Consider the following 274-nt stretch of genomic DNA (forward strand, 5'->3'; position numbering starts at 1 on the left):
TGCGGGTTTGCAGATCCGTTCTGGGGAAAATGGCGCTCACTTTGCCGGTCACGGGCTGTTTGGACTGGGTTTTTTGATCCCGGATCATCACGGTTGCGCCGGGTCGAATCCGGCCCACGTCACTTTCGGCCACGTTGGCCTGAATGCGAATGGGTTGAATCTGGGCCACTTGCAGAATGCTCATACCGGGACTCACCAAGGTGCCGGGGCTGATCAGCCGCTGCGTCACCACCCCCGCCTGGGGCGCCGTGATGCGGGCATAGCCCCGGATGAT

The 274-nt window shown here is 61.7% G+C and carries 1 pseudogene; it reads right to left on the reverse strand.

Going from position 1 to position 274, the window contains the following annotated elements:
• Positions 1-274 (reverse strand): annotated as a pseudogene (locus tag ACZ3HH_RS29915) (hypothetical protein); the annotation flags it as partial.

Source organism: Pseudomonas sp. PME37.24/025 (assembly GCF_055556615.1).